We start from the raw sequence: 25,644 nt of genomic DNA, 5'->3' as shown, positions 1-25,644 counted from the left end.
GAAGGGCTTTTTGGCCATGTGGGAGCCGCCGTCAGGCCGTGGCGCCAGCCAGCATGGCCTTGATGTCCGGCAGCTCGGTAGCCACCGCCGGGCTGTTGCCGTCCAGCGTGTCCAACAGGCGTTCCAGGTGGCCGATGTGCGGCAGCATGGGGCCGTAGAACAGCACCCGGTCGCCGGCCTGCACGAACAGCGTGGGGAAGTTCTCGACGTCGACGTCGCCCAGCAGGTCGGGCTGTTCTTCGATGTCGATCCAGGCGTAGGCATGCCGCGGCCGGGCCTCGGACAGGGCGTCGAGCTTGGGGCGGTACTGGTTGCAGGTGTCGCACCAGGCCGCGCAGAAACAGGCGACCAGCCAGGTGTCGGGGCGGGCCAGCGCGGTGCGCAGTGCGGCATCGTCGGTACCGGGTACGAGCAGGGGCATGGGGGGCGAAGGGCAACGTGTTTGAGACTATGATACCCGGCATGCCGACTCTGCGCCCCGCCTCATGACTGCTCCCCGTACCGACATCACTCCTGGCGCGGCCGTGGCGGGGGCCGCCAGCGTGGCGCGCGCCTTTCGCCGCGCCGCCGTCTCCCAGTGCCACCCGAACATGCTGTTCGCGGTGCTCATGCCCTTCGTCATCGCGCTGCTGGGCGCCATCCTGCTGCTGTGGCTGTTCTGGTCCCCGCTGACCGACTGGCTGAGCGTGCAGGCCAGCCAGTGGCAGGTCGTCAACGACGTCGACGCCTGGCTGGTGGGCATCGGGCTGTTCTCGCTCAAGCTGTACCTGATTCCCGTGATTGCGGCGGCCGTGCTGTTGCCGGTGTCGGGCATCCTGGGGCTGACCATCGCCGCCATTTTCGTCATGCCGCTGGTGCTGCGCCACGTGGGGCAGCGCGAGTACGCGGGCGTGAAGCTGCAGGGCCGCAATGCCACCGCCGTCAGTGTCTGGAACGCCGTCTCGGTCAGCCTCATCTTCGCGGCGGGCTGGCTGCTGACCCTGCCGCTGTGGCTGGTGCCGCCCCTGGCGCTGGTGCTGTCGATCTTCTGGTGGGCCTATGCGTTCTCGCACATGATGCGGGTGGACGCCATCGCCGAACACGCCAGCCCCGAAGAGCGGCGCCTGCTGCTCAAGCGCCACAACGGCTCGTTCTGGCTGATCGGGCTCATCTGCTCGCTGATCAACCTGCTGCCGCCGGCCTGGGTCATCCTGCCGGTGTACTCCAGCCTGGTCTACGCCCACTTCGGGCTGGATGCGCTCGCGCGGCTGCGTGGCGAACGCGTCATCGAGGCCCAGGCCACCGTCCGTCCAGAATAATCACGGAAGCCCATTCACATGTCAGCTCAACCTGTACGCCGCATCGGCCTGATCATCGTCGGCGACGAAATCCTGTCCGGCCGCCGGCAGGACAAGCATTTCTCCAAGATCATCGAACTGCTGGGCGCCCGAGGGCTGCAATTGGCCTGGGCCGAGTTCCTGGGTGACGACCGCGAGGCCCTGACCCGCGCGCTGCGCCGCACCTTCGCCTCGGGCGACGTGGTGCTGTCGTGCGGCGGCATCGGCGGCACGCCCGACGACCACACCCGCCAGGCCGCCGCCGCCGCGCTGGACCTGCCGCTGGCGCTGCATCCCGAGGCCGCCAGCGCCATCGCGCTGCGCACCGCCGAGATGGCCAAGGAAAAGGGACTGCCGCCGCCCGACATGGACGCGCCCGAGAACCGCCAGCGCCTGCAGATGGGCATGTTCCCGCAGGGCTGCGAGGTCGTGCCCAATCCGTACAACCGCATTCCCGGTTTCTTCATCCGGGACCACACCTTCGTGCCGGGCTTTCCGGTGATGGCGTGGCCGATGCTGGAATGGACGCTGGACACGCGCTATCGCGACCTGCATCACGCCGTGGTGCTGGCCGAGCATTCGTTCCTGGCCTACCAGATGCCCGAGTCGCGCATCACGCCCTCGATGGAGGCCATCGAGCTGCGCTGGCCCGGCGTGCGCGCCTTCAGCCTGCCGTACATGGGCGACAAGGGCGGCCCGGCCCATCTTGAGCTTGGGGTGAAGGGCGACCCGGATGCCGCGGCCGAGGCGCTGGCTTTCTTCCGCACGGAAGTGCAGCGGCTGGGCGGCAGCCTGACGGTGCCCGCCTGACGCCCTCTCCCGGGCAGGCGGGCTTGCGGGGCGCGAGTGAAAAAGCGGTTGCCAAAACGCAGCCATAATTTCACAATACGATAAGTCAAATTTTTGCTGCGCTGCGGCATCGCTGTCGCGATTCACCTGGCGCATCCCTGGACGCCCACCATGTCCCGCCTGTTTTCCGAGCCTGCGCAGTCTGAGCACCCGGACGCCAAATCCGGCGGCCGGCAGGAGCCTGCCATCCAGGTCATCGACCGGGCCATGCGGCTGCTGGACGCCCTGGCGGCGCAGCCCGAACCCGTCACGCTGAAAGAACTGTCGGCCACTACCGGCCTGCATGCCTCCACCGCGCACCGCATCCTGAATGACCTGGTCGTGGGCCGCTACGTCGAGCGGGTCGACAACGGCCTGTACCAGTTGGGCATGCGCCTGCTGGAGCTGGGCTCGCTGGTCAAGGGGCGCCTGAACGTGCGCGAGGCCGCGCTGTCGGTCATGCGCAACCTGCACCGGCAGACCGGGCAGACCATCAACCTGTCGGTGCAGCAGGGCGACGAGATCGTCTACATCGACCGCGCCTGGAGCGAGCGCTCGGGCATGCAGGTGGTGCGCGCCATCGGTGGCCGGGCGCCGCTGCACCTCACGTCCACGGGCAAGCTGTTCCTGTCCACGTCCGATTCGCGGGGCGTGCGCGCCTATGCGCTGCGCACCGGCCTGGCCGGCCACACGCGCAACAGCCTGACCGAAATCGATCGCCTGGAGCGCGAGCTGGCGCAGGTGCGCCGCCACGGCTACGCGCGCGACAACGAAGAGCTGGAACTGGGCGTGCGCTGCATCGCCGCCGGCATCTTCGACGACACGGGCAAACTGGTGGCGGGCCTGTCGATCTCCGCGCCCGCCGAACGCCTGCAGGATGAATGGATACGCCTGCTGGTCGACGCGGCCGCGGGCATTTCAGAGGCGCTGGGCTTCGAGCCCGGGTCCCATCCCGACGATACGGGGTTGTCGGCCGTGCTTGCCGCGGGAGCATCCGCCACCAACCGGCATGCCTGAGCCACGGTCGTTGGGCCGCCTGAGCCGGCCCGCGCAATGGGCCGCGCTGCTTGGCATCTCGCTTCCCTTCATCCTGCTCTTCGAGGCCGTCAGCCTGCCGGCGGCGGTATTGCTGGGCGCCATCGGCGGCGCCATCGTGGCGGCCGTCAACGGCGTCAAGGTGCTCACGCCGCGCTGGTCGTTCGTGGCGTCGCAAGGCCTGATCGGCTGCCTGATCGCGCGCAGCATGCAGCCGGACATTCTGGCCGCGCTGGCGGCGGATTGGGCCCTCTGCCTGGCGGCGGTGGTGTGCGTCATCGTGGCCAGCGGCGCATTGGGCTGGACGCTGGCGCGCCGCGGCGTGCTGCCGGGCAGCACGGCGGTGTGGGGCCTGTCGCCCGGTGCCGCCAACGCCATGGTGCTGATGGCCGAAGCCTACGATGCCGACGTGCGCCTGGTGGCATTCATGCAGTATCTGCGCGTGGTGCTGGTGGTGCTGGTCGCCGCCGCCGTCTCCCGCATCTGGGGCCTGCCCGCCGGAGGGCATCCCGTTGCCATCGACTGGTTTCCGGCGTTGCCGGGCGGGTCGTTCGCGGCCACGCTGGCGGTGGCCGTCGGCGGCGCCTGGCTGGCCCGCGCCGCGCGCCTGCCGGCGGGCTCGCTGCTCTTGCCCATGTTCATGGCGGTGGCGCTGCAGAACACCGGCTACCTGCACATCACGCTGCCGCCCTGGCTGATGGTGCTGTGCTACGCGGCCATCGGCTGGAACATCGGCCTGCGTTTCGACCGCGAGGTGTTGATGCACGCGCTGCGCGCCCTGCCGCGCGTATTGCTGTCGGTGCTGGCGTTGATGGCGCTGTGCGGCGTGCTGGCCGTGCTGCTGACCGAGTTCGGCGGCGTCGATCCCCTGACCGCCTATCTGGCCACCAGCCCGGGCGGGGCCGATTCGGTGGCCATCATCGCGGCGTCCAGTCCGGTGGACCTGCCATTCGTCATGGCCTTGCAGACCGCGCGCTTCGTCATGGTGATGTTGCTGGGGCCCTGGCTGGCGAAATGGGTCGCGCATCACGCCAGGGGCGGCGCGATCCGTCGGGGCTGACGAGGCCGGCAAGAAAAATCCCCGCGCGGCCGAAGCAGGCGGGGACGAGCGTTGCAACTGTCGTTGTTATCCGGCGCCAGGAGGTTCGGCCATGCCGGCTCCCGGTCTTGGTATGCCCGCGAACCTTATTGCTTCTCCAGGCCGACCTTCTTGAACAGTTCGGCCCATTGCGGAACCTGCTGCTTCACCTTGGCCTGCAGGGCCTGGGGATTGGCTTCCTTGGTCATGACGGTGGCGCCCAGCTGCTGCATGCGCTCCTGGAACTTCGGATCGGCCAGGCCGGCCTGCAGCGACTTCACCAGCTTGTCGACCACGGGCTTGGGCGTGCCCTTCGGCACCCACATGCCGTGCCAGATACCGACCTGGAAGCCCTTGTAGCCGGACTCGTCCATGGTGGGCAGGTCTTTCAGCGTGGGGACGCGCTGCAGGCTGGTGACCGCGTAGGCCTTGACCGATTTGCCCTGGATCTGCTGGGTGGTGTTGGTGGTCTGGTCGCACATCAGGTCGACCTGCTTGCCCAGCAGGTCGTTCATGGCGGGCGCGGTGCCCTTGTACGGAACGGTCAGCAGGTTGACGCCCAGCGCGTCGGACAGCATGGTGCCGCACAGATGGCTGGCGGCCCCGATGCCGGCGTTGGCCAGCGACACCTTGTCGGCGTTCTTCTTGACGTACTCGGCCAGTTCCTTGATGTTGTTGGGCGGGAAGTCGGAGCGGGCGATGACGGTCATCGGCACGTCGACCACCAGGCCGATGGGCTCGAAGCCATCGAACGGATCGTAGCCGGGGTTCTTGTAAAGCGACGGGGCGGTCGAGAAACCGATGTGCATCAGCAGGACCTGATAGCCGTCGGGCTTGGCGCGCGCCACCTGCGTGGTGCCGATGGTGCCGCCGGCGCCACCCTTGTTTTCGACCACGATGGTCTGGCCCAGCGAGGGGCGCATGGCTTCGGCCAGGGAACGGGCCACGTTGTCGGTCGGGCCGCCCGCGGCGAACGGGACGACCATGTTCACGACGTGATCGGGATACTCGGCATGAGCGGCGCCGGTGGCGAACAAGGCGCCGATGGCCAGCGCGGCCGACAGCTTGCGGGTATAGCGGGTCATGAAGTCTCCAGGGGGTGAGCTGAAATTGTGGTTTCTGCGTGGTCGGCGAGCGCCGCCACAAATATTGCAATCAGCATGCAGCAAGTCTAGAAAACAATCGACGCATCGTCACCCCGGTATTTCCCCCATTTTCCCCGGGGGCGCACGCAGGCGGACATGTCGCAAGGGGGATATGGGCGGGTTTCCCGGCAAAACTTCCTGGCGAATAGGGCGTCGGACGCTGTCGCATATGGCATCGTTTATTTGAGGCGTCCGCGCGATGGCCGCACCGTGGCGGTAAAGTGCAAATAAGTATTGCGTTGCACAAGAAATACTTGACTTGCAATGTACGAAGTCTAGAATACACTTTGTGCAGTGCAGCAAACGGGCCGGCGGGAGTTACAAGGTACCAGTCCGCGCACGTTCCAAAGTTTCGTCGCAGACCCATTCATGTGCCGTCGAGCCGGCCATAAACCAGGAGATACCCCATGAACAATGCCATTCCGCAACAAGTGCTGGCCCGCCAGAAGGCTTCCATCAATACCCTGATCGCCGCGCAAACGGCCATGTTCAGCGGTTTCGAAAAGCTGGTCGACCTGAACATGAAGGTCGTCCGTGCCACCATCGATGAAGTCGCCCAGAAGTCGCAGCAAGCCGCTGGCCTGACCGACCCGCAGGAAGTCGCCGCTTTCGGCACCAGCCTGGTCCAGCCGGGCGCCGAGAAGGCCCTGGCCTACGGCAAGCACGTGTACGACATCGTCGCCGGCGTGCAGACCGAACTGGCCAAGCTGGCTGAAGAGCAGATCGCCGAAGGCCAGCAGCAAGTGGCCGAAGCCGTCGAGCAACTGTCGAAGAACGCTCCGGCCGGTTCGGAAAGCGCCGTCGCCATGCTGAAGTCCTCGCTGGCCACCGCCAACAGCGCCTATGACTCGCTGACCAAGGCTGCCAAGCAGGCCGCTGAAGTCGCCGAATCCAACATGAATGCCGCCGCGAACGCCACGTTCAAGGCCGCCACCGATGCCGCTGAAGCCGCCGGCAAGGCTACGCGTACCGCCACCCGTCGCGCGACTGCGTAACAGGGCTGTCGTGTAGCCCCACTCTGTAGTACTGTTGAAGAACAGAGCAGAGTTGGAATTAGGGCCACCTTCGGGTGGCCCCTTTTTATTTCCGGACTCGACGGCGTCCCTATTATGTCGGGCGTCTCGTGCCTACGTCATGCCGCGGTGGGTGCGCCGACGGCATTGGCCGCACGCCCCGCGGGGGACGTGGCCTTGGGGAAGCGGTTTCAACGTGCGACGGCCAGCGCCCGCACGCACTCCTCGACCAGCGCCGGACCGCGGTAGATGAGGCCCGTGTAGAGTTGCACGGCATCGGCGCCGGCGGCCATTTTTTCGCGGGCTTCCTTGCCCGACACGATGCCGCCCACGCCGATGATGGCCAGCGAGCGGCCGGCGCGCGCGCGCAGCCTTTCGATGACCTTCAGCGACAGTTCGTGCACCGGGGGACCGGACAGGCCACCGGCCTGGTCGGCATGGGGCTGGCCTTGCACCGCCGTGCGCGATAGCGTGGTGTTGGTGGCGATGACGCCGTCCACGCCCAGCGTGGGCAGGGCATCGGCGATGGCGTCGACCTGATCCTGTTCGAGGTCGGGCGCGATCTTCACCAGCATCGGCACCTGGCGGCCATGCTGGTCGGCCAGTTCCCGGCGCTTGTCCCGCAGGCGGGACAGCAGCGAGATCAACTCGTCGCCGCCCTGCAGCGCGCGCAGGTTCCTGGTGTTGGGCGACGAGATGTTGACCGTGACGTAGTCGGCATGCGGATACACGCCGGCCAGGCCGATGAGATAGTCGTCGGCCGCGCGTTCGATGGGCGTGTCGGCGTTCTTGCCGATGTTCAGGCCCAGCACCCCGCCGTCGCGGCGCCATTGGCTGCGCTGCACGTTGGCGATGAACGCATCCAGGCCCAGGTTGTTGAAGCCCATGCGGTTGATCAGCGCCTGCGAGCGCGGCAGGCGGAAGATGCGCGGCTTGGGATTGCCGGATTGCGCGCGCGGGGTGACCGTGCCGACCTCGATGAAGCCGAAGCCCAGGTTGCCCAGCGCATCGATGTGCGCGCCGTTCTTGTCCAGTCCCGCGGCCAGGCCGACGGGGTTGGCCAGTTTCAGGCCCAGCAGTTCGATGGGAGCCTGCGGCTGCGTATGCAGCAGCCGGCGCGTGGCCTGGCAGTCGTAGACGCGCTGCAGGTTGGCCAGCGTGACTTCGTGGGCGGTTTCCGCGTCCATGGCAAACAGCGCCGCGCGGGCCAGGGGATAGGCTTGGAACAGGATCGACATGGGGCGGAATTGTAGTCCAGTGACGCGCGCGGCGGCGGCGCGCCGGTGGGCGCCGCGCGGATGTCCGAAGGGCCGCGTCGCCAATGGTTGGCCCGCGGCAACACCAGGGGATCAGGCAGCCTGTTCCTGCCAACTGCCGTCGACCAGCATCTGCAAGGGCTTGAAGCTGGATTTGTACGCCATCTTGCGGCTCTCCTGGATCCAGTAGCCCAGGTACAGGAAGGGCAGCTCGAGCATGCGGCATTGCTCGATCTGCCACAGGATGCTGTAGGTGCCCAGGCTGCCCGGCGCCTCGGGGTCGTAGAAGGTGTAGACCGAGGACAGCCCGTCGTCCAGCACGTCGATGATGGACACCATGGCCAGCACGCCGTCGGGCGCGCGGAATTCGACCAGCCGGGTGTTGACGCGCGTGGTCAGCAGGAACTGCGCGTACTGTGTGCGGCTGTCGTCGTCCATGCCGCCGCCGGGATGGCGCCCCTGCTGGTAGCGGGTGTAGAGCGCGTAGTGCTCGGCCGACCAGGCCAGCTCGGCCACGAAGGCGCGCAGCGGCTGGTGGAAGCGCCAGGCGCGCCGCTGGCTGCGGTTGGGCGTGAAGCGGGCGGTATCCACGCGCACCGGCACGCAGGCCCGGCAATGATCGCAATGCGGACGGTAGGTGAACAGGCCGCTGCGGCGGAAACCCTGTTCGACCAGTTGGGAATATGTGCCGGCGTTGATCAGGTGGCCCGGGGCCGCGACCTGCGAGCGCGCCTGCCTGCCGGGCAGGTAGCTGCACGGATAGGGCGCCGTCGAGTAGAACTGCAGCGTGGAGAAGGGAAGTTCTTTGAGCTGGCTCATGGGGTCGCGCGCGGGAGGCCGCGAATCGGGACTAGGGGCGCGCGGCGACGCGTGCAGCGGATTCGCAATTCCGAAACGGTAAGATCCATTATCACCGATCTGGCGCGCCATGGTCAGGGCAACAGGCTCGCGCGTGGCAATGGCAACAGTTGTCCTTCGGCGTCCAGCACGCCGGGGCGCCAGGGCAGGCCGGGGGCGTCCACCGCCCGGCGCACGTGGGCCAGGAAGTCGGCGCGGTCCACGGGACGGGCGCCCAGGCTGGCCAGGTGGCGGGTTTCCTGCTGGCAATCGATCCAGGCCACGCCGTGCCGCCTCAGGAATCGAACCAGATAGGCCAGCGCGATCTTCGAGGCGTCGGTGGCCCGCGCGAACATCGATTCGCCGAAGAACATGCGGCCCAGGCTGATGCCGTACAGGCCGCCCGCCAGTTCTCCGTCGATCCAGGTCTCGATGCTGTGCGCGCTGCCTTCGGCGTGCCATTGCCGGTAGACCTGCTGCATGGGTTCGAGGATCCATGTGCCGGCCTGGCCGCCACGCGGCGCGGCGCATTGCCGCAGCACCTCGGCAAAGCACGTATCCACCCGCACCTGAACCGAGGGCCAGGGCCGCTGCGCGTCGGCGGCGATGCGGCGCAACCGCTTGCGCAGCGAGTGCGACGGCGCGAAGTCGTCGCAGGCCAGCACCATGCGCGGGTCGGTGCTCCACCACAGCACGGGTTCGCCTTCGGAAAACCACGGAAAGATGCCGTTGCGGTAGGCCTCGTTCAGCCGGGCGGTGGACAGGTCTGCGCCGGCCGCCAGCAGGCCGGGCGGGTCTTTCAGCGCCAGCTCCGGGGGCGGCAGCGGCGTGTCGGGTTCTAGCCAGGGCAGCTTCAAGGTGTCAGCGGCGCGAATCCAGCACGTAGTGCTGCGTGGGGAAGGTCCCACGCTTGCGGTCTTCCAGGTAGCGCTGCAGTGTGGTGGCCACCGTGCGGAACGACAGTTCGTCCCACGGAATCTCGGCCTCGTCGAAGTAGCGCGCCTCCAGGCTTTCCGGGCCGGGATCCAGTTCCGGGCCGACCGCGTCGGCCAGATAGAAGAAGTGCACCTGTTCGACCTGCGGCACGTCGATCACCGTATAAAGTTGCCCCAGCGTGATGCGCGCGCCGGATTCTTCCAGGGTTTCGCGTTCGGCGCCCTGGGCCGTGCTTTCGCCCAGTTCCATGAAGCCCGCGGGCAGGGTCCAGGTGTCGTAGCGCGGTTCGATGGCGCGCCGGCACAGCAGGATGCGGCCTTGCCAGGTCGGCACCGTGCCGACCACCATGCGGGGGTTCTGGTAGTGGATCGCCCCGCAGTGATCACAGATGTCGCGTTCGCGGTTGTCGCCGTCCGGCACGCGCCGGTCGACCGGCGAGCCGCATTGGCTGCAGAAGTGGGAGCGGCGCGGGGCCGGGAAATAGCTGGGGGGCTGTGGGGCGCTCATGACGGCGATTCTACCGGCAGCGGCGGCCTGGGCGCAGGCATGCCAGCGGGATTGCGGATAGGTCGATATGTCGCAACGGCATGTTCGCGGGTCTCGTCAGGGCGTCGGCATGGCGTCGAAGGCCAGGCGCGTGGGGATGGCGGCCCGCGCGGCCTGGCGCAACGGCCTGCAGGCCGCCTGGCCCGGCAGGCACACCTGCAGCGTGCCGTCGGGTTCCAGATCCTCCAGCGCGTCCAGCAGCGGCAGGCCTGTGTCGGTTCTCAAGTGGGCCAACAGCGGGCCCAGGTCGCGGTCCTCGATCATGCCGGGGCCTGCTTCGGTGGCGGCATACAGCCGGCCCGTGTCGTCCAGCCACCAGCCGCCGATCTCGCCCGCATCCCGCCCCGTATGCGTCCGCAGGCCGGCGCCGGTATCGGCCAGGCGCAGGATGTAGGGCGCGGCGTCCAGGCGGACGTAGACGCGTTGCGGACCATTCTGGAAGTACCAGCGGCCCCGCGCGTCGCCCGCGTAGTTGCGGCCCATGAAGGCCAGGATCTGTTCGTTGGTGATGGCCTCGCCCGGCCCGCCCGAGGCGGCATCGCCGTGGGGGTGCAGGCGCCAGCGGCCGCGTTCGTCCAGCGACAGCCAGCCGTGGACGGCGGGCACGTCGGGCCAGCGGGCGATTGCGTCTTTGACGGACTGGTCCATGGGTCAGCCTAGGCGTAGCGCAGGGAGGAGGGCATCCGTCCATTATAGGAAGCCATCGGGGCGGGACACCGACGCTCACAACTGCGCAGGCGAGGGGGCCTCGCGCAGGCGGTAAGCTGTAGCGGACAACGCGCCGCGGATCCCTTTCGGCGGCGCGGCCGCAACCGACTCCCAGGGGCCCAGCCATGTCCGACAAACCCGTCAAGATTCCCGGCGCCGATCATCCCATCGGCATCACGCCCAATACTGCCCGCGTGGTGGTCACGCTGGGCGGCCGCACCCTCGCCGATACACAGCATGCGCTGACCTTGCGCGAGGCCACGTATCCGCCCGTGCACTACATTCCACGCGAGGACGTGGACATGGCGCAGTTGCAGCGCACCGCGCACGGGTCTTATTGCCCATACAAGGGCGAAGCCGCCTATTACAGTGTGCCGGCGGGGGGCGCGCGCGCCGAGAATGCGGCCTGGTCCTACGAGGCGCCTCATCCGGCCGTGGCGCGGATCGCAGGCCATCTGGCGTTCTATCCCGACCGCGTCGACGCGATCGAGGAGATCGCCTGAGGCCGAGGGCGGCGCCGCTGCCCATCGCGCCGGACGCCAGCGGTGCTCATTGCGCCCGCTTCCAGCTGCCCTGGATATTCTGGCGCTCCAGCGCCATGCGGTATTTGTACCGCTGCGGGTGATACCAGGCGGTGATGTACTCCACCGGCAGCTCGCCCTGCGCGTACACCGTCCGTTCGACCTTCAGCAGCGGCGCCCCGGGCGCCAGGTGCAGGGCGCGGCCCAGTTCGGGCGTGGCGGATTCGGCCGAGATGGTCTGCTCGGCCCGGCTGATGGTGATGCCAGCCTCTTCCAGCAGGGCGACCAGGGGCTGGGCGGTGATGTCGTGCCGGCCGTAGCGCCGCCCAACCGTTTCCGGCACGTAGGTTTCCAGGTACGAGAACGGCGTGGCCTCCAGCTTGCGCACCCTGATGGCGTGCTGGACGGGGGCGCCGCGTTCCAGGCCGAGCGCGCGGGCCGCTGCTTCCGGCGCGGGCACGTACTCGAATTCCAGCAACTGCACTTCGGTCTGCATGCCCATGGCCAGGCTGCTGTCCACCATGGTCTCGATGCTGCCGATGATGCCGGTCTGGGGGGGAGGGTGTTCCAGCACACGGGTGCCGCGGCCCTTCTCGCGGCGCACCAGCGCGCGCGAGGCCAGCTCGTCGATGGCGCGGCGCACGGTGATGCGGGAGATTCCAAACTGTTTTTCCAGTTCGGCTTCGCTGGGCAGCATGCTGCCCGGTTGGAAATCGCCCCGGAAAATCGCCTCGCGCAGATTGAGGAACAGCTGGTGATACAGCGGCACGGGTAAAGCGGGGTCTACGCTCTTCATAGTCATTGAATACAGCCGAACAAGAAGATCGAAAATTGTAACCAGCCCGCGATGGTATACAGGATTGGGCGCGGGGCATATTCTTTTTTGCCTTAGGCACGGCCGGATGCGAGGGGGCATGCCTTCAAGCGGAAGCCGGAGCCCGCGAGGACTTTGCGCGCTTTTCACTGGGGTTTGCCTGCGCTGGCTTTCGCATCGGCATCCCCTTCGCGCGCGGCAAAACTGCGCAACCTACAGAGGTAGACCATGGATTCCTCAACGCGTTTCGATTCCCCGCCGCTGTCATTGGCAGAGGCCATGCGTACCCGGCGTTCGATACGCGCCTTTCTGCCGGACCCGGTGCCCCAGCCCCTGATCGAACGCGTGCTGGAACTGGCCAGCCGCGCGCCCTCGGGCAACAACGCCCAGCCGTGGAAGGTCTACGTGATCACCGGCGCGGCGCGCGAGCGCCTGGGCGCCGCGCTGCGCCAGGCCTACGACGACCCCGACCAGAGCGCGTACAACGCCGAGTACCTCTATTACCCCCGGCAGTGGATCGCGCCGTTCCAGGACCGGCGGCGCAAGGTGGGCTGGGATCTCTACGGCCTGTTGGGCCTGACCCGAGAGGACAAGGCGGGCATGCACGCCCAGCACGCGCGCAACTACGCGTTCTTCGATGCGCCGGTCGGGTTGATGTTCACCATCAACCGCATCATGCAGCAGGGCAGCTGGCTGGATTATGGGATGTTCCTGCAATCGGTGATGCTGGCGGCGCGGGCGTATGGACTGGACACATGCCCCCAGGCGGCCTTCGTGCCGTATCACACGGTGGTGGCGCGCGAGCTGGAATTTCCCGAAGAGGAGATGCTGGTGTGCGGGATGGCGCTGGGGTATGCGGATCCGGATGCGGTCGAGAACACGCTGTACAGCGAACGGGAACCGGTCAGGGGATTTACTTCCTTCGTATCGTGAAGGATCGGGGCGGGCGTAACCCGCACGGCGTGCATCCGGGGGGCGATGATGTCGCCCCTTTGTCGTCTGGCAATCATGCGTATAGGGGTTTTCACTGAAAAACTACCTGTACCGGTACTTCCGTCACCCGGTGGCGAGGCGAGGGTGATATCGCGGATTTCAGTTGCCGATTGATAGATTTCAACCGTCACAATGACGAAATTGTTGGTTTCTTTCGGTAACAAACGTGTCCCGCGTGAACTGTTCGGGATTTGCCGGCGAGACTCGTCAAGGGATGAACTCTCATCTTGCGCGAAGCGGCCCTGCCGCAGACTGCCGCAGAACAGTGTGTTTTCGCTTCCACGCGACATGTTTCCCAAATCCGTGGAATCCGTCCACTTTTCCGCCGGGCAGCTCCATACGCGGTTACCAGGTTGCCATGCCCGTGAAAACAGTCATGCGTTACAAGAAAGTGGTCGGACACGATTGCCATGGCGATTCGTACGACAGCCCTATGACCTTTCCTCCGGTATCGGAGCCGCCCGATGCCGCGAGGGGGTTGCGTGATTTCATCGTGGCCAACTACGGCACGCTCTTGCGCCGCATCACCCAATATGCGGGTTGCGCGCAGTTGGCCGCCGACAGCCTTCACGATATCTGGGTGCGCCTGGCGGATAAGGGCTGCGGATCCGAGCCCATCCTCAGCGCCGAAGCCTATATTTATCGCATGGCCTGTAACCGGGCCATCGATCTGGCCCGTTCTGAGCGCGTCCACCAAGGTATGGGATTCGACGACATTCTGCTCGACGGTCTGGCGGATGCCGCCCCGGGGCCCGAGAAAATCGCCGAGGCCCGCTCCGAAGTCCGGCGGCTGATCCAGGCTGTCGAATTATTGCCGCCGAGGCGCCAGGCCATATTCATCGGTGTCTGTGTCGAGAATCTGTCGCGCCGGGAAGTGGCGGCTCGTCACGGAGTGACGCTGGCGCTGGTCACCAAGGTCGTACGCGATTCCAAGCAGTTGTGCCCCGCATTTTGATGTTGAATGCCCTCTAACGGAAAAGTCTCCCCATTCAGGGATGCTTTTCTCTCCAACTGGGTGTCGCCGGTCTGTCATGTTGGCGAAATAACCCGTCAGTAGGCTCCCTTCTCACACAGTTCAGTGCAAGTTCAGTGCAGTTTCCGCTGTCGATTTGTTTGCCGGGCAAGGCATGGTATCGCTCCTGGCAAATCGGTTGCTGCGGAATCGGCAGCCTTGCCCATCCTCTTCCTGCTCATGAGTTCAACGGATCGGACGTGATTCGGTTTTTACTGGCGACGTTCGTGGTGGGGGGGGCTTGCGGCATGCTGCCGGCACTTGCAAAGGCGGCGGACTCGGGGTCTACCAACATGGCCATCGCCGCGGCAGGCATGGTCGTCGAGTTCGACATTCCTGCCCAGCCCTTGCAATCGGCAATCGAGCAATACAGCATTGCCACGGGCCGTTCAGTGGTGTATCTCGGAACCCTGGTTCTCGGACGCACCTCGCAGTCCGTGCAAGGCAGCTATACCCCCGAAGCCGCGTTGTCGTTGCTGCTCGCGGGCACGGGCTTGGCTGTCAGTCACACCACCGCCGAGGCATTCATTCTCATGCAGGCCGAATCCAGACTTTCCCCGCGCCGGCCCGCCGGCGACGGCGCTCAGGCGTCCCCGGCGTCGCGCACCTATTACGGGTCGGTGCAGTCAGGCCTGCGCGATGTGCTGTGCGGCGACAGCCTGACCGCGCCCGGCGATTTCCGGGCTGCCCTGCAGTTCTGGGTCGATCCGACCGGCCGGGTGTCCCAGGTGCATCTGCTGGACACCACCGGTGACATCGCCCGTGACCAGGCCATCCTCAGGGCAATGCGCGGTGCCGCCGTCGAGCGTCCCCCCCCAGGACTGGCCCAGCCTTTCACCATGATCATCCTGCCGCGCTCGGCCGCTACCTCGGTGGATTGCCATGTGCATTGATGATTGCGGTGTTCGCGCCCGGAGTACCCCATGAGCGTCAGCAGCCTGACCACGCTGAAAAATTTCCTGCTCACCCGATACGATGAACTGAAGGGTCAGTTGACCCGCAGGCTGGGGAACTCCGACCTGGCGGGCGACGCCCTGCAGGACACCTGGATGCGCCTGCATTGCCGGGACGATGCCGAGGCCAGCCTGGGGCCGGTGCAAAGCCCTGGCGCCTACATCCTGCGCATGGCTTCCAACCTGGCCATCGATCACCAGCGTGCCCACAGCCGGGTGATGAGCCTGGGGGAAATCGACGCCTTGCTCGAAATCCCGGAACCTGCTCCGGGCCCGGCGGAGATTGCCCAGGCCCGCTCCGAGTGCGAGGACCTTGCCCGCGTCATGGATGGCATGCCGGAACGCCGCCGGCAGATCCTGCTGGCGGCTCGCCTGGACGGTACGCCCCAGTACGAAATCGCCGAGCGCCTGGGCATTTCGTTGCGCCTTGTCGAACGGGAGTTGAAGAAAGCCCACGAGTACTGCGCCGCCAATCTAAAAAAATAGTAACGGCCGTGCGGCTTTTGGGTCTCAGACTCGTCCTACACTAAGCCGCCTACATTGACTCGCAATTCCGAGTGATGTTGTGGGGTATCGGAGAAATCCCTTTCACAATCCTGGCAAGCGGGGGCTTGCCCACGATAGAGCTTACGAATCATGAGGTTATTCGGCAATCGCGCACCCGCACTCGATCCGCTCGAGCGCGAGGCGCACGCCTGGGTCCGGCGGTTGACGTCGGGCAAGGCGACGCAGGCCGATGCGCAGGCGTTGCAGCACTGGCGTAGTCAGAGCGAAGCGCACGCCGTCGCGTTCCGGCATGCACAGGAAGTCTGGCACAAGGTCGGCAAGGCCGGCGTGCTGGTCGCCGACCGCCGGCCTCTGCCCGCGCGCCGCGTTGCCTCGCGCGCGCCCAACCCCCAGCGCCGCGCCATGCTGGGAGGAGCATTCGCCACTGCCGTGGCGGCCGCCGGGGTCGCCGTGGTGCACCCGCCGCTGGGATTGTGGCCGTCATGGGAGGACATGCGCGCCGACTATCACACCGGTACCGGCGAACGCCGCGACGTCGTCCTCAGCGACAACGTGCGGGTGACGCTCAACACGCAGACGCGTATCGCCTTGCGCTCCGATGCCGGCACGGCCAGCGGCATCGATCTGGTGGGTGGCGAGGCGGCTTTCGACGTGGCGCGTACCGATCGCAGTTTCATGGTGGTTGCCGGCAACGGCCGAACCCTGGCACAGAATGCTGGCGTCCAGTTCGAGGTCCGCAACACTGGCGGATCGGTTTGCGTGACGTGCCTGTCGGGTCAGGTCCGGGTCGAGTCCGCAGGAGGCAGCCTGATGCTGCAGGCCAACCAGCAGGTGGTGTACGACGATCAGCGCATGGGTGTGGCCGTTGCCGTCGATGGCGCCAGCGCGCAAGCCTGGCGCAACGGCATATTGGTTTTCCGGCAGACACCGCTGAGCGAAGTCGTGGACGAAATCAATCGCTATCGTCCGGGCCGCGTCATTTTGATGAATGACGAAAAGGCGCGTTTGCCCCTAAGCGGGCGTTTCAGCGTAGATAATCTCGAATTGGTCCTGACACAAATCCGTCAAGCGTTTCACGTAAAGGCCCGTACGCTGCCGGGCAACATATTACTTTTTACGTGATCTTCATTTCACTGTACGGATTTCGCTTTCGAATCTCGTCATAGGACGTTACCGCCCACAAAGGGTGCGGCGGTCCGGTTTCATGAAGGCAGATTCGTGACGCGCAAGACCAACCTGGGATCCACCAGTCTCAAGAAGCGCCTGGGCGAACTGGCCAAATCCGCTTGGCAGTATCCCGTATCCATTTCCCGATACGGAGCGCCTTGGGTGTGGATCGTCTCGCATGGCATGTGGATGAAACGCATCGGTTTGACCGGTTCGGTGCCCGATCACCATCCGTTGCTCAAGCTGCGCGACCATATCGACGAGGTGTTGTATCGTCATGCCACGTTCCTCAAGCGGGCGGCGGCGTCGGGTAATGTGAACATGCTGCCCAATTACCTGATGCGCGCGATGGTGCTGCAGGTCCTCTATGGCATCGAAGACGCGGCGATGCTGCACGAGCGCATCGGCTACAACCTGCTGTTCCGGCGCTTCGTCGGCCTCGATGCCGATTATCCCGATCCTGATCCCTTCATTCAGGACCTTGCCGCGCTGCGGCAAAGCGAGGGCGTGCTCGCCCTGCTGGAGCGCATGTTGGCCAATGCTCCATTGGCCGAGATCGCCGATCACGCGGGAATTCCGGTCGACCTGGCGCTGCTGCGCAAATGGCGCGACATGCCTGGTTCCATTCTCAAGTCCAAAACGGACGATTCAAAAGAACCATCCTGAAAACCTGCGTTTCGTTGTGCGGTTTTCGTTAACGAATCTCGTCATAAAGCTCAGGCCATGAGCGGGTAACCGCTCGGCATACGTCGGTAAGCACTCACCCAAAAGGAGCGTGTAACGATGCAAGTAGCCAAGGTGGGCATGAAGGAACTGGACCGTCATCTCGGCAAGGTCATGGCGCACGCCCAGCGCCAACCGGTCGCCGTATCGCGGCGTGGCGCGCCATGGGTCTGGATCGTCCCGGACCTCATCTGGGAACACCCCAACCCCTGGGCCAACCTGGTCCCCGAACAACATCCGCTGCACGTGCTGCGCGAACGAGTCGATGCCGAGCTGCGGCGCGCTCCCGGCCTGCTGGCCAATGTGGCCGACGCCTGCGACAGCAGCCTGGCCGCCGACATCCTGTTGCGTGTCATCGTGCTGCGGCAGGCGTACGGCGTGGACAGCGACAACTATCTGCGCGAACTGCTCACCTACGACATGCTGTGCCGCTGGTTCGTGGGCCTGCCGCACGAAGGCGAGCGCGCCGACGAGGCTGTCGACGCGGCATGCCTGATCAGGCTGAATCCCTTGCTCGCTTCAGCGATCGAGCATCTGCTGGCGGGTATTCCGTTCGGCGCGGTCAGCCACTAGATGTAAACCAAGTCCACAACATTATCCGCAACGGTGACATCTGTGCCTGAAAAGATGGGCACCCGATCATCAGTGAGCGAGGAGTCGTAGTCATGCCTTCCGTCCGGCCTCAGCATGGTCCAACCGCCTCGCGGCGCCGACAGCGTGGCTTCACTCTCATCGAGATCATGGTGGTGGTGGTCATCATGGGCATTCTGGCCGCGCTCGTGGTGCCTCGGGTGCTCGATCGGCCCGACCAGGCGCGCGCGGTCGCCGCGCGCCAGGACATCAGTGCGCTGATGCAGGCCCTGAAGCTTTATCGTCTGGACAACGGTCGGTATCCCACGACACAGCAGGGCCTGGCCGTGCTAACCGGCAAGGGCGAGCAAGGCAAGAATGCACGGGTCTACCTGGACCGCCTGCCCAACGATCCCTGGGGCCACCCCTATCAGTACCTGAACCCCGGCGCCAACGGCGAGATCGATGTCTTCTCTACTGGGGCGGATGGCCAGGCGGGCGGCGAAAATGCAGACGCTGACATCGGTTCCTGGCAGCTTTGATGCCGCCGCGGGCCACGCCGCCGGCGTGCGCTCGCGCCAGCATCGTGCCGCCCAACGCGGTTCCGCCATCATCGGCGCGCTGTTCATCGTGGCTTTGGTCACGATCCTGGCGGCATCCCTCATGGCGCGTCAGAGCGCCTTCATCCGCACACTGCAAAGCGACCAGACTGGCATCCAGGTTCGCATGCTGATGCAGTCCGGCATCGACTGGGCGTCGGCCATGCTGCGCGAAGAAGGCAAGCGCACGCCGGTGGTGCAGCTTGCCGCCGACTGGGCCCAGCCCGTGCGCAATACCCGCTTCGGCGACGAGGATGATCGCCTGTATGCATCGTTTTCCGGCCGCATCACCGATGAGCAGGGCAAGTTCAACCTGCGTAACGTGGTCAGCGGCAGCGGTATCGATCCCAACGAGTCCGCGGTATTCCGCCGTCTATGCTCCCTGGTCGGCGTGCCCGCCGAGGTGGCCGACCGCATCGTGCAGCGCGTGCTGATCGCGCAGCCGCGCTCGGCCGATGCCGGCAGCGCGCAGGCGGGCGATGCGCAGGCCGGCGCTCCCGACGCCGGCGCGCCCGAGGCCGCACCGGTCGTGCAGATGGCCCGCGCGCCCATGATCCGTACGCTCGACGATCTGCGCCCCGTCAAGGGCGTCACCGACGACGTGCTGGCCCGCCTGCGTCCCGTGGCCACCGTATTGCCCGTCGGCACCTGGATCAACGCCAACACCGCTCGCCCCGAAGTCATCGCGGCCTGGGTGCCCGGCCTGTCGATGGATCAGGCCAAGGCCGTGCTGGCAGAGCGCGACCAGGGCCAGTGGTTCATCAATCGCGGCGATTTCGTCAATCGCCTTCGAATGCCCGATCTCGACGCGCAGAAGGTGCGCATCGGCATCGGCAGCAACTGGTTCCTGCTGACGGGGGCTGTGTTCACCGATCGGTCCACCACTGTCACGCAGGCGCTGTTGCAACGTAGCGAGCGCAACGAGGTGCGTGTCTTCTGGTCGCGGGAGGCAGGGTGAAGAAGCTGTCATTGCGCGTGGCCTTGCCGGCCCTGCATGCGATGCGGCCCGACACCGTAGTGTCCTGTGCGCACGTCACGCGTCATGGAGAGGTGCAGTTCGAGGGCGAACTGCCGCTGCGCGATATCGCCGCGCGCTGGCCCGGCCAGCCCGTGCATTTCCTTTTGCACCCGTCCGATGTGGCGTTGGCCAGCGTGCCGGTACCTCCGCTGTCCGGCGCGCGCCTGGACGCCGCCATCACCACGGCGGCCGAGCCGCTGGTGCTGGGCGATCTGTCCAGCGTGGTGCTGGCGCACGGTCCGCGCGGCGACAATGGCGAAGCCATGCTGGCATGGGTCGAGCGCGAAGCGCTCGAGCAGGCCATGAAGCGCATTGCGGATTGCAAGCTCAAGGTCGCGGGGTGCTATCCCGCGCCATTTTTCCTACCGGTGTCCGAAACTGGGTGGACGGCCACGCTGACCGGCGACAGCCTGCTCGTTCGCACGGGGACGGATGGCGCGATGGTGTATCCGTTGCCTGCGGACGTCGATATGACCACCGGGCAGCAGCCCGCGGAACTGACGTTCATCGCGGCTGAAGTGCAGCAGGCCGCGCCTGGCGCCGTCGCCTGGATCGGCGCTTGCCCCGCATGGTGGCCGCTGGTGTCCCCCGCGCCGTGCACCCTGGCGCCGCCTTCGCAGCGTTGGGCGGGAGCGTTGCCGGGCTGGTCGCTGAACCCCTCTGCTGACAAGTCTGTCCATTCGCAGGACTGGCGAGAGCCACTGGCCTGGGTGGCCGGCGCAGCGGTGTTGTGGATGCTGGGCCTCAATCTCTACGCGGGCCGCCTGGCCAACGAGGGCGCGGCGTTGCAGCAGCATATGTCGCAGCGCGTGCGCACGGTATTTCCCGAACTGCCCACCGTGCTGAATCCCTTGCAGCAGTCTCGCCAGCAGCGCGACGCGCGCATTGCCGCGCAAGAGCAGGGCGCAGCGGGCGAGTTCGCCGCGCTGCTGCGCCTGTCCGCGCAAACGCTGCCGTTTTCTTCGGGCGAGGTCCGTGAACTGCGCTACGTTCCCGGCGAACTTACCCTGCAGACCCGTGCAGCCGGCGCGCCGGCTGGGCAATCCGAACCTGCCTGGGTGCAGGAGGCCCGCAAGGCCGGGCTGACCGTCGAGTCCGGCGAACCCTCTGGGAACTGGCGCATCCGGCGCGCCACGGCGCAGGACGGCGCCATCAAACCGCCCACCGGTCCCGCCACGGCCGGCACCGCCACTGCCGGGGACCGTTCATGAAAGCGCCGCGACGCAAGCGGGTGGCGCTGCCTCCCGGCCTGCAGCGATCCCTGCGCACGTCCATCGAGCGCGCCGAGACCGCCTGGGCGGGGCTGGCTACCCGCGAAAAGCGCCTGGTCGTGCTGTGCGGCGCCGTGGTGATCGGGGCGCTGTGCTGGCTGGCGGCCATCGAGCCCGCGCTGAAATCCATCGATCGCTGGCAAGGCGAGTTGCCGCGATTGCGTTCCCAATCCGCAGCGGTCGAAGCCGTCCTGAGCGAGGTGCCGGCGCCGCGCGCCACGCCCGCCGATACCCAGGCCTATCAAGCGGCGCTGACCCGCCAGCTCGAGGCCGCTCAATTGGGCGGCGCCTATCAGTTGACAGCCGATGGCGCGGCCGGCTGGCGCGTGGCGTTCAACGGGGTGCCGCCCGCCACCCTGATTCCGTGGTTGCTGACGCAGCCCGCACAGTTGCATCTGCGGCTGGCGGAAGTCTCCCTGCGGCGTACCGATACCGCCGCGCACGATGCGTCCGCCGCGGCGCTGTCGGGCTCGGTGCGCCTTGTTCCTGATTCCGACGCGAAGGATTTGCCATGAAGCAGCGCCATCGGTACCTCATGGGGCCGGTACTTGCATGTCTGGTTGCAGGCTGTGCCGCGCCGGATCCCTATGCGGCCCCTTCCGCGCGCCTTCCCGCCGCTGATCGAACCTCCGCCGATGACGACCTGAAGGGCACGCCCGTGGCACAGGCCGTTTCCGTGCCGTCCACGCCTTCCCGCAACACGCGCCGGGCCGCGCCATTGGCCGACGCCCCCCCACCGCTTGCGCCGCCGGCGCCTGCCCGCCGCGCGGCCGCCACACGCACCGCGCCGGCGTTGCCGCCTGTCGCCGTGTCGCCGGCCGTGCCCGCCACGCCGCCCCGGCCGGCGCCCTCGAACCGCAACGACGTGGTCTCGCTCAACTTCGTCGACACCGACATTCCCGCCGTCTTGCGCGTGCTCGCGCGCTTCACGCAGCGCAACTTCCTGGTCGATCCGCGCGTCAAGGGCAAACTCACGCTGGTTTCCGAACAGCCCGTGCCGTCCGACACCGCCTACAGCATGCTGCTGGGCGCGCTGCGCATGCAGGGTTTCACGGTGGTCGACGTCAACGGAGTCAGCCGTGTGGTGCCCGAGGCTGACGCCAAGCTGCAGGGCGGCGCCGTGGCCGGCAGCGGCCAGCCCGGCGGCGGCATCGTCACGCGCACCTTCCGCCTGAACTACGAGACCGCGGCCGACCTGGTACCCGTGCTGCGCCCGATGATCGCGCCGAACAATCCCATCACGGCGTATCCGGGCAACAACACGCTGGTCATCACCGACTACGCGGACAACCTCGACCGCATCGCCAAGATCATCGCCAACGTCGATACGCCCACCTCGCTGGATACCGACGTGGTCAAGATGCGCAACGGCATCGCCGTCGACGTCGCCGCCATGGCGCAGCAACTGCTGGACACGCAAAGCAAGGACCCGGCCCAGCGCATCGTCGTGGTGGCCGATCCGCGCGCCAACAGCATCGTGGTGCGCGCCAGCAGTCCCGCGCGTACCCGGCTGGCGCGCGAACTGATCGCCAAGCTGGACGAATCGCAGGAAGACCCGGGCAACCTGCATGTGGTGTACCTGCGCAATGCGCAGTCCATGCACCTGGCCCGCGTGCTGCGCGGCTTGCTGACCGGCGAAACCGACGCCACCAGCGGCGCCCTGGATCCGGTGCGCGCGTCGCTGGGCACCGCCAGTTCCGGCGGGGGGGGCGGCCTGAGTGGCGGCACCCGCACGTCGGGCAGTGGTTCCTATGGTTCGCAAGGCCAGTCCACCAGCGGCCCGTCCGGCCTGGGCGCATCGGGATCGATGCGCAGTTCGCTGAATGGCGGCGCGAGTGGCGCCGCGGGCGGCGCCTCGGGCAGCACCATGGACAGCCAGCAATCGATGGCGTTCTCCGCCAATGGCACCACCGTGCAGGCCGATGCCTCCACCAACACGCTGATCATCTCGGCGCCCGAGCCCATGTACCGCAGTCTGCGCAAGGTCATCGACCTGCTGGACCAGCGGCGCGCCCAGGTGCTGATCGAAAGCCTCATCGTCGAAGTCACCGAGACCAACGCCGCGCAGTTGGGCATCCAGTGGATGGCCGGCAATCCCACGCGGGTCTTCGGCGGCACCCGCTTTCCCAGCGCGCCAGGGCTGAACGCCAACGCGGGCACCACCATCGACGCGCTGCCCGGCGGGCTGAATATCGGCGTGATCAACGGCAACGTGTCGTTGCCCGGCATCGGCGAGATCATCAACCTGAAGATGCTGGCCACCGCGCTGCAGACCCAGGGCGGCACCAACATCCTGTCCACGCCCAACCTGCTGACGCTGGATAACGAACCCGCCTCCATCATGGTGGGCAAGACGGTGCCTTTCGTCAGCGGCCAGTACGTCACCTCGGGCAGTGGCAGCGACAATCCCTTCCAGACCGTCGAGCGAGAAGACGTGGGCCTGAAGCTGAACGTGCGGCCGCAGATTTCCGAAGGCGGCACCGTCAAGCTGGACATCTACCAGGAAGTGTCCAGCATCGACGAAGCCTTGTCATCTTCCGCCGGCATCGTCACCAACAAGCGCGCGCTGGACACCAGCGTGCTGCTGGAAGACGGCCAGATCATGGTGCTGGGCGGCCTGCTGGAAGACACCGTCACCACTGGCCGCGAAGCCGTGCCGGTGCTGGGCAGCATTCCCGTGCTGGGGGCGCTGTTCCGCTACGACACCCGCCAGCGCGCCAAGACCAACCTGATGGTGTTCCTGCGGCCCTACGTCGTGCGCGACGCCCGCGACAGCCGCGGCCTGACGCAGACGCGCTACGACTTCATGCGCCGCGCTCAGGGTGTGTCGCAGCCCGGCAGCCACCTGGTGCTGCCCGACATGGGCGCGCCCATCCTGCCGCCGTCCGGCGTGAGCACCACCGACGAGACTCCCTACGACCTGCGTCCTCGGGCCCAGGCCGACACGATGCGGCGCGAGGGGCCCGAGGTCGAGATGTCCTCCGAACTGCGCCAGCGTCCTGCCGACCCCGATCAGCAGGACCGCCCCGATCGCGTGCGCACCAACTTGCCCGCCGGCCTGACGATATCCACCGACCCCGCCGCCATGTATGGCCAGACCGAAGAGACGCGCAGCGTACTGCAGTTCGCCGACGTCACCACCGACCAGGAGGCGCAGCGCATCATGCAGCGCGCGCGCATCAGCGGCCTGAAGAGCTACATGATGACCGGGCCCGGCGGCATGGGTTACGTCGTTCGGGCCGACGTGCCGCGCGATCCCCGTGCCGTCGACAATGCGGTTGCCGTGTTGCGCGAACTGGGCTACCAGCCCGAGATCGTCGTCGCTCCCTGATGCCCGGAGGCCCCTTGGACACGCCCGCCACGCCCACCCATGCCGCCTTGCCCTACGCCTGGGCGAAGGCCCAGCGCGTAGCGCTGCGCGCCGTGCCCGGCGGGCTGGAACTGGTCGCCACGCCGGGCACGCCAGGCTGGGCCATCACCGAGGTGCGTCGCCGTTACGGCGAGATCACGCTGGTGCAGGTCGGCGATGCCGAACTCGACGCGCTGCTGTCCGCCACCTACTCCGATACCGGCGACGCTGCGTCCGTCGTGGGCGCGGCAGAAAACGAGGTCGACCTGGACCGCCTGATGCAGGACATGCCAGCCGTGACCGACCTGCTGGATGCGCAGGACGACGCGCCGGTCATCCGCATGATCAACGCGCTGCTGACGCAGGCCGCGCGCGACGGCGCCAGCGACATCCACATCGAGCCCTACGAAACGCATTCCGTGGTGCGCTATCGCGTGGACGGCACCCTGCGCGACGTGGTGTCGCCACGCAAGGCGTTGCACGCCGCGCTGGTGTCGCGCATCAAGATCATGGGCCACCTCGACATCGCCGAGAAGCGCTTGCCGCAGGACGGCCGCATCACACTGCGCGTGGGCGGGCGGCCCATCGACGTACGAGTCTCCACCGTGCCCACGGGCCACGGCGAGCGCGTGGTGCTGCGCCTGCTGGAAAAGGACGCGGGCCGCCTGCAACTGGAAAGCCTGGGCATGGCGCCCGACACGTTGGCCAGGCTGGCCGATCTGATCCGCCAGCCGCACGGCATCGTGCTGGTCACCGGCCCCACCGGAAGCGGCAAGACCACCACGCTGTATGCCGCGCTGGGCAAGATCGATACCTCCACCACCAACGTGCTGACGGCCGAAGACCCTATCGAGTACGACTTTCCCGGCATCGGCCAGATCCAGGTCAACGCGCGCATCGGCATGACCTTCGCCACTGCGCTGCGCGCCATCCTGCGGCAGGATCCGGACACCATCATGATCGGTGAGATCCGCGACCTGGAAACCGCGCAGATCGCCGTGCAGTCCTCGCTTACCGGCCACGGCGTGCTGGCCTCGCTGCACACCAACGATGCCGTGTCGGCCGTTACCCGCATGACCGACATGGGCGTCGAACCCTTCCTGCTGGCCTCGTCGCTGCTGGGCGTGCTGGGCCAGCGCCTGGTGCGCCGCCTGTGCCCGCAATGCAAGAAGCCCGAGGCGTTGCCCGATGGCCGCATCGTCTACCACCCGGTGGGCTGCCCCGCCTGCAGCAACACCGGCTACAGCGGCCGTACCGGCATCCACGAGCTGTTCGTCATCGACGATGAAGCGCGCCGTTGCATCTATGAGGGGTTAGGTGAGCAGGCCCTGCGCGCTGCGGCCGCCCGTGCCGGCATGCGCACCATGCGCGAAGACGGCCAGCGCTGGGTGGATGCCGGCATCAGTTCCCCCGAAGAAATCCTGCGCGTCACGCGCGACGCCTAGAAGG

Annotated in this window: 27 protein-coding genes; 19 read left to right on the top strand and 8 right to left on the bottom strand. The window is 66.8% G+C overall.

The genetic code is table 11. The features are described from left to right. Nucleotides 1-31: 31 nt before the first annotated feature. On the bottom strand, nucleotides 32-421 hold the full coding sequence (locus tag A6745_RS11435; protein ID WP_066126964.1) for a thioredoxin family protein: 390 nt from the start codon (nucleotides 419-421) through the stop codon (nucleotides 32-34). A gap of 64 nt (nucleotides 422-485) precedes the next feature. Between A6745_RS11435 and A6745_RS11430 the strand changes: the two genes are divergently transcribed. From A6745_RS11430 to A6745_RS11415, 4 genes are all read left to right on the top strand, one after another. After that, on the top strand, nucleotides 486-1,298 hold the full coding sequence (locus tag A6745_RS11430; RefSeq protein WP_066126961.1) for an EI24 domain-containing protein: 813 nt from the start codon (nucleotides 486-488) through the stop codon (nucleotides 1,296-1,298). Nucleotides 1,299-1,316: 18 nt separating this feature from the next. Continuing rightward, nucleotides 1,317-2,126 (top strand): competence/damage-inducible protein A, encoded by an 810-nt coding sequence (locus tag A6745_RS11425; RefSeq protein ID WP_066126958.1) that lies wholly within the window; start codon nucleotides 1,317-1,319, stop codon nucleotides 2,124-2,126. Nucleotides 2,127-2,276: 150 nt separating this feature from the next. Further along, on the top strand, nucleotides 2,277-3,161 hold the full coding sequence (locus A6745_RS11420) for an IclR family transcriptional regulator (RefSeq protein WP_066128728.1): 885 nt from the start codon (nucleotides 2,277-2,279) through the stop codon (nucleotides 3,159-3,161). Next, the gene (locus tag A6745_RS11415) at nucleotides 3,154-4,239 is read left to right on the top strand and encodes an AbrB family transcriptional regulator (protein WP_066126956.1); all 1,086 of its coding nucleotides are present in this window, start codon (nucleotides 3,154-3,156) and stop codon (nucleotides 4,237-4,239) included. Before A6745_RS11420 ends, A6745_RS11415 begins: the two co-directional genes overlap by 8 nt. Before the next feature lie 125 nt (nucleotides 4,240-4,364). Here the strand turns inward: A6745_RS11415 and A6745_RS11410 are convergent, their stop codons facing one another. Next, nucleotides 4,365-5,342, bottom strand: coding sequence for a tripartite tricarboxylate transporter substrate-binding protein (locus A6745_RS11410; RefSeq protein WP_066126953.1), 978 nt, complete (start codon nucleotides 5,340-5,342; stop codon nucleotides 4,365-4,367). Between the two features lie 467 nt (nucleotides 5,343-5,809). Here A6745_RS11410 and phaP point away from each other — a divergent pair, with 467 nt between their 5' ends. Next, the gene (gene phaP, locus A6745_RS11405; RefSeq protein ID WP_066126952.1) at nucleotides 5,810-6,397 is read left to right on the top strand and encodes a TIGR01841 family phasin; all 588 of its coding nucleotides are present in this window, start codon (nucleotides 5,810-5,812) and stop codon (nucleotides 6,395-6,397) included. A gap of 209 nt (nucleotides 6,398-6,606) precedes the next feature. Here phaP and A6745_RS11400 read toward each other — a convergent pair whose 3' ends face one another. From A6745_RS11400 to A6745_RS11380, 5 genes are all read right to left on the bottom strand, one after another. Beyond that, on the bottom strand, nucleotides 6,607-7,653 hold the full coding sequence (locus tag A6745_RS11400) for a quinone-dependent dihydroorotate dehydrogenase (protein WP_066126950.1): 1,047 nt from the start codon (nucleotides 7,651-7,653) through the stop codon (nucleotides 6,607-6,609). Nucleotides 7,654-7,764: 111 nt separating this feature from the next. Beyond that, nucleotides 7,765-8,490 (bottom strand): arginyltransferase, encoded by a 726-nt coding sequence (locus A6745_RS11395; RefSeq protein ID WP_066126948.1) that lies wholly within the window; start codon nucleotides 8,488-8,490, stop codon nucleotides 7,765-7,767. A gap of 113 nt (nucleotides 8,491-8,603) precedes the next feature. Next, nucleotides 8,604-9,365, bottom strand: a complete 762-nt coding sequence (gene aat / locus A6745_RS11390) for a leucyl/phenylalanyl-tRNA--protein transferase (RefSeq protein WP_066126946.1) — start codon at nucleotides 9,363-9,365, stop codon at nucleotides 8,604-8,606. A gap of 4 nt (nucleotides 9,366-9,369) precedes the next feature. Further along, entirely contained in the window at nucleotides 9,370-9,951 is a 582-nt protein-coding gene (locus A6745_RS11385) for an NUDIX hydrolase (protein ID WP_066126945.1), read from the bottom strand. 96 nt (nucleotides 9,952-10,047) lie between these two features. After that, nucleotides 10,048-10,638: a DUF2946 family protein gene (locus A6745_RS11380; RefSeq protein WP_066126943.1), complete on the bottom strand. Its 591-nt coding sequence runs from the start codon at nucleotides 10,636-10,638 to the stop codon at nucleotides 10,048-10,050. Between the two features lie 185 nt (nucleotides 10,639-10,823). Here A6745_RS11380 and A6745_RS11375 point away from each other — a divergent pair, with 185 nt between their 5' ends. Beyond that, nucleotides 10,824-11,201 carry a DUF427 domain-containing protein gene (locus A6745_RS11375; protein ID WP_066126939.1) on the top strand — a complete coding sequence of 126 codons (378 nt, stop codon included), beginning with the start codon at nucleotides 10,824-10,826 and terminating at the stop codon, nucleotides 11,199-11,201. Between the two features lie 46 nt (nucleotides 11,202-11,247). Here the strand turns inward: A6745_RS11375 and A6745_RS11370 are convergent, their stop codons facing one another. After that, nucleotides 11,248-12,015 carry a GntR family transcriptional regulator gene (locus tag A6745_RS11370; protein ID WP_066126935.1) on the bottom strand — a complete coding sequence of 256 codons (768 nt, stop codon included), beginning with the start codon at nucleotides 12,013-12,015 and terminating at the stop codon, nucleotides 11,248-11,250. Between the two features lie 246 nt (nucleotides 12,016-12,261). Here A6745_RS11370 and A6745_RS11365 point away from each other — a divergent pair, with 246 nt between their 5' ends. The 13 genes from A6745_RS11365 (at nucleotide 12,262) to gspE (ending at nucleotide 25,640) form a co-directional block, all read left to right on the top strand. After that, nucleotides 12,262-12,966, top strand: a complete 705-nt coding sequence (locus tag A6745_RS11365) for a nitroreductase (protein ID WP_066126932.1) — start codon at nucleotides 12,262-12,264, stop codon at nucleotides 12,964-12,966. Between the two features lie 436 nt (nucleotides 12,967-13,402). Next, nucleotides 13,403-13,981, top strand: coding sequence for an RNA polymerase sigma factor (locus A6745_RS11360; RefSeq protein ID WP_197488139.1), 579 nt, complete (start codon nucleotides 13,403-13,405; stop codon nucleotides 13,979-13,981). Between the two features lie 134 nt (nucleotides 13,982-14,115). Further along, on the top strand, nucleotides 14,116-14,931 hold the full coding sequence (locus tag A6745_RS11355; protein WP_231885975.1) for a TonB family protein: 816 nt from the start codon (nucleotides 14,116-14,118) through the stop codon (nucleotides 14,929-14,931). 30 nt (nucleotides 14,932-14,961) lie between these two features. Beyond that, on the top strand, nucleotides 14,962-15,477 hold the full coding sequence (locus tag A6745_RS11350) for an RNA polymerase sigma factor (RefSeq protein ID WP_066126931.1): 516 nt from the start codon (nucleotides 14,962-14,964) through the stop codon (nucleotides 15,475-15,477). Nucleotides 15,478-15,627: 150 nt separating this feature from the next. Then, entirely contained in the window at nucleotides 15,628-16,620 is a 993-nt protein-coding gene (locus tag A6745_RS11345) for a FecR family protein (RefSeq protein WP_066126927.1), read from the top strand. Between the two features lie 96 nt (nucleotides 16,621-16,716). Continuing rightward, the gene (locus A6745_RS11340) at nucleotides 16,717-17,331 is read left to right on the top strand and encodes a transposase (RefSeq protein ID WP_066126923.1); all 615 of its coding nucleotides are present in this window, start codon (nucleotides 16,717-16,719) and stop codon (nucleotides 17,329-17,331) included. Between the two features lie 117 nt (nucleotides 17,332-17,448). Next, entirely contained in the window at nucleotides 17,449-17,961 is a 513-nt protein-coding gene (locus A6745_RS11335; protein WP_066126921.1) for a transposase, read from the top strand. Between the two features lie 92 nt (nucleotides 17,962-18,053). Next, a complete protein-coding gene (gene gspG / locus A6745_RS11330; RefSeq protein ID WP_082853023.1) occupies nucleotides 18,054-18,500 on the top strand; it encodes a type II secretion system major pseudopilin GspG in 447 nt (148 codons plus the stop codon). Then, nucleotides 18,466-19,515 (top strand): type II secretion system minor pseudopilin GspK, encoded by a 1,050-nt coding sequence (gene gspK, locus A6745_RS11325; protein ID WP_197488138.1) that lies wholly within the window; start codon nucleotides 18,466-18,468, stop codon nucleotides 19,513-19,515. Before gspG ends, gspK begins: the two co-directional genes overlap by 35 nt. Then, entirely contained in the window at nucleotides 19,512-20,786 is a 1,275-nt protein-coding gene (gene gspL / locus A6745_RS11320; RefSeq protein ID WP_066126917.1) for a type II secretion system protein GspL, read from the top strand. The genes gspK and gspL overlap by 4 nt, the downstream gene beginning before the upstream one ends. Continuing rightward, nucleotides 20,783-21,361 carry a type II secretion system protein GspM gene (gspM, locus tag A6745_RS11315; protein WP_066126915.1) on the top strand — a complete coding sequence of 193 codons (579 nt, stop codon included), beginning with the start codon at nucleotides 20,783-20,785 and terminating at the stop codon, nucleotides 21,359-21,361. Before gspL ends, gspM begins: the two co-directional genes overlap by 4 nt. Then, nucleotides 21,358-24,177: a type II secretion system secretin GspD gene (gene gspD, locus A6745_RS11310; RefSeq protein WP_231885974.1), complete on the top strand. Its 2,820-nt coding sequence runs from the start codon at nucleotides 21,358-21,360 to the stop codon at nucleotides 24,175-24,177. Before gspM ends, gspD begins: the two co-directional genes overlap by 4 nt. Next, entirely contained in the window at nucleotides 24,177-25,640 is a 1,464-nt protein-coding gene (gene gspE / locus A6745_RS11305) for a type II secretion system ATPase GspE (RefSeq protein ID WP_066126912.1), read from the top strand. Before gspD ends, gspE begins: the two co-directional genes overlap by 1 nt. The last annotated feature ends 4 nt before the right edge of the window (nucleotides 25,641-25,644 follow it).

The organism is Bordetella ansorpii, assembly GCF_900078705.1.
Lineage (GTDB): Bacteria > Pseudomonadota > Gammaproteobacteria > Burkholderiales > Burkholderiaceae_B > Bordetella > Bordetella ansorpii_A.
Note: the sequence above shows the minus strand (reverse complement) of the source record. Positions and strands in the feature narration are given on the sequence as shown.

Excerpts from the sequence above, each read along its gene's own strand:
- A6745_RS11410 (WP_066126953.1), bottom strand. The coding sequence starts at position 5,342 with ATGACCCGCTATACCCGCAAGCTGTCGGCCGCGCTGGCCATCGGCGCC.
- A6745_RS11335 (WP_066126921.1), top strand. The coding sequence starts at position 17,449 with ATGCAAGTAGCCAAGGTGGGCATGAAGGAACTGGACCGTCATCTCGGC.
- phaP (WP_066126952.1), top strand. The coding sequence starts at position 5,810 with ATGAACAATGCCATTCCGCAACAAGTGCTGGCCCGCCAGAAGGCTTCC.
- gspE (WP_066126912.1), top strand. The coding sequence starts at position 24,177 with ATGCCCGGAGGCCCCTTGGACACGCCCGCCACGCCCACCCATGCCGCC.
- gspD (WP_231885974.1), top strand. The coding sequence starts at position 21,358 with ATGAAGCAGCGCCATCGGTACCTCATGGGGCCGGTACTTGCATGTCTG.
- A6745_RS11350 (WP_066126931.1), top strand. The coding sequence starts at position 14,962 with ATGAGCGTCAGCAGCCTGACCACGCTGAAAAATTTCCTGCTCACCCGA.
- A6745_RS11365 (WP_066126932.1), top strand. The coding sequence starts at position 12,262 with ATGGATTCCTCAACGCGTTTCGATTCCCCGCCGCTGTCATTGGCAGAG.
- A6745_RS11435 (WP_066126964.1), bottom strand. The coding sequence starts at position 421 with ATGCCCCTGCTCGTACCCGGTACCGACGATGCCGCACTGCGCACCGCG.
- A6745_RS11375 (WP_066126939.1), top strand. The coding sequence starts at position 10,824 with ATGTCCGACAAACCCGTCAAGATTCCCGGCGCCGATCATCCCATCGGC.
- A6745_RS11425 (WP_066126958.1), top strand. The coding sequence starts at position 1,317 with ATGTCAGCTCAACCTGTACGCCGCATCGGCCTGATCATCGTCGGCGAC.
- A6745_RS11415 (WP_066126956.1), top strand. The coding sequence starts at position 3,154 with ATGCCTGAGCCACGGTCGTTGGGCCGCCTGAGCCGGCCCGCGCAATGG.
- gspG (WP_082853023.1), top strand. The coding sequence starts at position 18,054 with ATGCCTTCCGTCCGGCCTCAGCATGGTCCAACCGCCTCGCGGCGCCGA.
- A6745_RS11395 (WP_066126948.1), bottom strand. The coding sequence starts at position 8,490 with ATGAGCCAGCTCAAAGAACTTCCCTTCTCCACGCTGCAGTTCTACTCG.
- A6745_RS11380 (WP_066126943.1), bottom strand. The coding sequence starts at position 10,638 with ATGGACCAGTCCGTCAAAGACGCAATCGCCCGCTGGCCCGACGTGCCC.
- A6745_RS11345 (WP_066126927.1), top strand. The coding sequence starts at position 15,628 with ATGAGGTTATTCGGCAATCGCGCACCCGCACTCGATCCGCTCGAGCGC.
- A6745_RS11370 (WP_066126935.1), bottom strand. The coding sequence starts at position 12,015 with ATGAAGAGCGTAGACCCCGCTTTACCCGTGCCGCTGTATCACCAGCTG.
- A6745_RS11385 (WP_066126945.1), bottom strand. The coding sequence starts at position 9,951 with ATGAGCGCCCCACAGCCCCCCAGCTATTTCCCGGCCCCGCGCCGCTCC.
- A6745_RS11360 (WP_197488139.1), top strand. The coding sequence starts at position 13,403 with ATGCGTTACAAGAAAGTGGTCGGACACGATTGCCATGGCGATTCGTAC.
- A6745_RS11420 (WP_066128728.1), top strand. The coding sequence starts at position 2,277 with ATGTCCCGCCTGTTTTCCGAGCCTGCGCAGTCTGAGCACCCGGACGCC.
- A6745_RS11400 (WP_066126950.1), bottom strand. The coding sequence starts at position 7,653 with ATGTCGATCCTGTTCCAAGCCTATCCCCTGGCCCGCGCGGCGCTGTTT.
- gspM (WP_066126915.1), top strand. The coding sequence starts at position 20,783 with ATGAAAGCGCCGCGACGCAAGCGGGTGGCGCTGCCTCCCGGCCTGCAG.
- gspK (WP_197488138.1), top strand. The coding sequence starts at position 18,466 with ATGCAGACGCTGACATCGGTTCCTGGCAGCTTTGATGCCGCCGCGGGC.
- A6745_RS11430 (WP_066126961.1), top strand. The coding sequence starts at position 486 with ATGACTGCTCCCCGTACCGACATCACTCCTGGCGCGGCCGTGGCGGGG.